Annotated in this window: 3 protein-coding genes; all 3 read right to left on the bottom strand. The window is 70.2% G+C overall.

What is annotated here, in order from left to right; genetic code table 11:
- A partial coding sequence (trkA, locus tag J5F18_RS04970) for a Trk system potassium transporter TrkA (protein WP_346301217.1) occupies nt 1-997 on the bottom strand: 997 nt, incomplete at its 3' end.
- A 100-nt stretch (nt 998-1,097) separates the two neighbouring features.
- Nucleotides 1,098-1,304 (bottom strand): dodecin, encoded by a 207-nt coding sequence (locus J5F18_RS04975; protein ID WP_346301218.1) that lies wholly within the window; start codon nt 1,302-1,304, stop codon nt 1,098-1,100.
- 35 nt (nt 1,305-1,339) lie between these two features.
- Nucleotides 1,340-2,618 (bottom strand): 16S rRNA (cytosine(967)-C(5))-methyltransferase RsmB (gene rsmB, locus J5F18_RS04980; protein WP_346301219.1); only part of this gene is annotated, 1,279 nt, incomplete at its 5' end.

Consider the following 2,618-nt stretch of genomic DNA (forward strand, 5'->3'; position numbering starts at 1 on the left):
CGGCGTTGTTGATCAGCGTCAGCACCTTCTTGGCGCCCATGCGCTTGGCCAGCATCGACGACATGATGTTGACCTCGTCGTCGTTGGTCAGGGCGCAGAAGATATCGCACTCCTCGATGTTCTCCTCCTCCAGCAGCCGCTTGCTGGTGGCGCTGCCGTGCAGCACCACGGTGCGGTCGAGGCGTTCGGAGAGCACCGTGCAGCGCTCCAGGCCGTGCTCGATGATCTTCACCTGATGGCTGTGCTCCAGGTGCTCGGCGAGGCGCTCGCCGATGTTGCCGCCGCCGGCGATCACCACCCGGCGGAAGTCGCGATCGAGGCGGCGCAGCTCGCTCATCACCGCGCGGATGTCGCGGCGGGCGGCGATGAAGAAGACCTCGTCGTCGGCCTCGATCACGGTGTCACCGCGGGGGATGATCGGCCGGTTACGGCGGTAGATGGCGGCGACACGGGTATCCACGCTGGGCATATGGCGGCGCAGGAAGGCCAGGTCCTGGCCCACCAGGGGGCCGCCGTAGATCGCCTTGACCGCGACGAGCTGCACCAGGCCGCCGGCGAACTCCAGCACCTGCAGGGCGCCGGGGTGCTCGATCAGGCGGCGGATATGGTCGGTGACCACCTGCTCGGGGCTGATCAGCACGTCGATGGGCACCGCCTCGTGGGCGAACAGCCCCTTGCGGGTCAGGTAGGCGGTAGCGCGGACCCGGGCGATCTTGGTGGGGGTGCGAAACAGGGTGTGGGCGACCTGGCAGGCGATCATGTTGACCTCATCCTGGCTGGTCACCGCGATCAGCATGTCGGCGTCCTCGCAGCCCGCCTGGCGCAGCACCATGGGATAGGAGCCGGGGCCCACCACGGTGCGGATGTCGAGCTTGGTGTGCAGTTCGCGCAGGCGCTCACCGTCGGTGTCCACCACGGTGATGTCGTTCTCCTCGCGAGCCAGGTGTTCGGCCAGGGTGCCACCGACCTGGCCGGCGCCGAGAATGATGATCTTCATGGGAGTCGATGTCCGCGTCCAGCGAGAGCGGCGCACCAGGTGCGCCGCCACAGGGTGCCGGCAAGCCTAAACCAGCCGTGGGGAGATGAACAGCGCGCGGTCAGTCGAGGGTGAAGCCCACCCTGATGGTGACCTGCCAATGGACCACCCGGCCGTGCTCCAGGTGGCCACGGGTATCGGTGACCTCGAACCAGCGCATGCCGTGCAGGGTCTCGGAGGCCTTGGCGATGGCGCTCTCGATGGCCTGCTGGATGCCCTCCTCGGAGGACCCGGTCAGCTCGATATGCTTGTAGGTATGGTTGCTCATGCGGTCTCCTGTCGGTCGTCGGTTGGGCCGCGGACTCAGCCGGCCCGCTTTCTCAGTCTGGCATAGAAGAAGCCGTCGTGGCTGTCGACTTCCGTCAGCAGCTGACGGCCGGCGCCGGCGGGGCGCCCCCAGGCCACATCCTGGGGCGTGGTGGCCTCGGCGTTCGGGGTGCGGGCCATGAAGGCGGCGATCTGCTCGGCGTTCTCCTCGGGCAGCACCGAGCAGGTGGCGTAGAGCAGGCTGCCGCCCTCGCGCAGCAGCGGCCAGAGGTTGTCGAGCAGGTGCGCCTGCAGCCTGGCCAGCGAGCGGATATCGGCAGGGCGGCGCAGGCGCTTGATATCGGGATGACGGCGGATCACGCCGGTGCCGGAGCAGGGGGCATCGAGCAGGATGGCGTCGAAGGGCACGCCGTCCCACCAGTCCCGGGCGGTGGCGTCACCGTGGGCCAGTCGCGCCTCCAGGTGCAGCCGGGCCAGGGCGTCCTCCACCCGGGCCAGGCGCTCGGCGTCGCTGTCCACCGCCTGCATGTCGATGTCGAACACCTCCAGCAGATGGGCGGTCTTGCCGCCCGGCGCGCAGCAGGCGTCGAGCACCCGCGCGCCGGGGCGGGGCGCCAGCACCGGGCCGAGCAGCACGCTGGTGAGCTGGGCGGCCTCATCCTGGACGCTGACGTGGCCCTCGTCGAAGCCGGGCAGCAGGTGGACGTCGCGGGGCGTCTCCAGGGTGAGGCCATCCGGGGCGTGCAGGCAGAGGCGAGCCTCATGCCCGGCGGCGACCAGGCGCTCCAGGTAGGCCTCGCGGTCGCCGTGGCGGCGGTTGACCCTAAGGGTCATGGGGCCCGGTGAATTGTTGGCATCACAGAGGGCGCGCCAGTCATCGGGCCAGGCCTGGCGTAGCGCCTTGAGTAGCCACCTGGGGTGCAGCAGGGCGACGGCCGGGTCGCGGTCTACCTCGGCCTGGAGCTCGGCGGATTCCCGCTGCAGGCGCCGCAGGCAGCCGTTGAGCACCCGGGTGGCCCACTCCTTGCCGAGCAGGCGGGCGGCGCCGGCGGTCTCGCCCACCGCTGCATGGGCCGGGATGCGCAGGTAGAGCAGCTGGTGGATGCCCAGCAGCAGCAGGGCCTGGACGTCGGCGTCCCGCGCCTTGAAGGGCTTGACCAGCAGCCTGGCGGCGAGGGCCTCGAGGCGCGGCAGGGTGCGGCAGGCGCCGTAGCAGAGTGCCTTGAACAGGGAGCGGTCGCGGGCCACGACCTGGTGGTCGTCGAGCCCGTTGAGCGAGCCCTTGCCGGTGATCACCGGCACCAGGGCACGGGCC

Source organism: Halomonas sp. BM-2019, assembly GCF_017584085.1.

Coding starts and splice junctions, on each gene's coding strand:
- J5F18_RS04975 (WP_346301218.1), bottom strand. CDS start 1,304: ATGAGCAACCATACCTACAAGCATATCGAGCTGACCGGGTCCTCCGAG.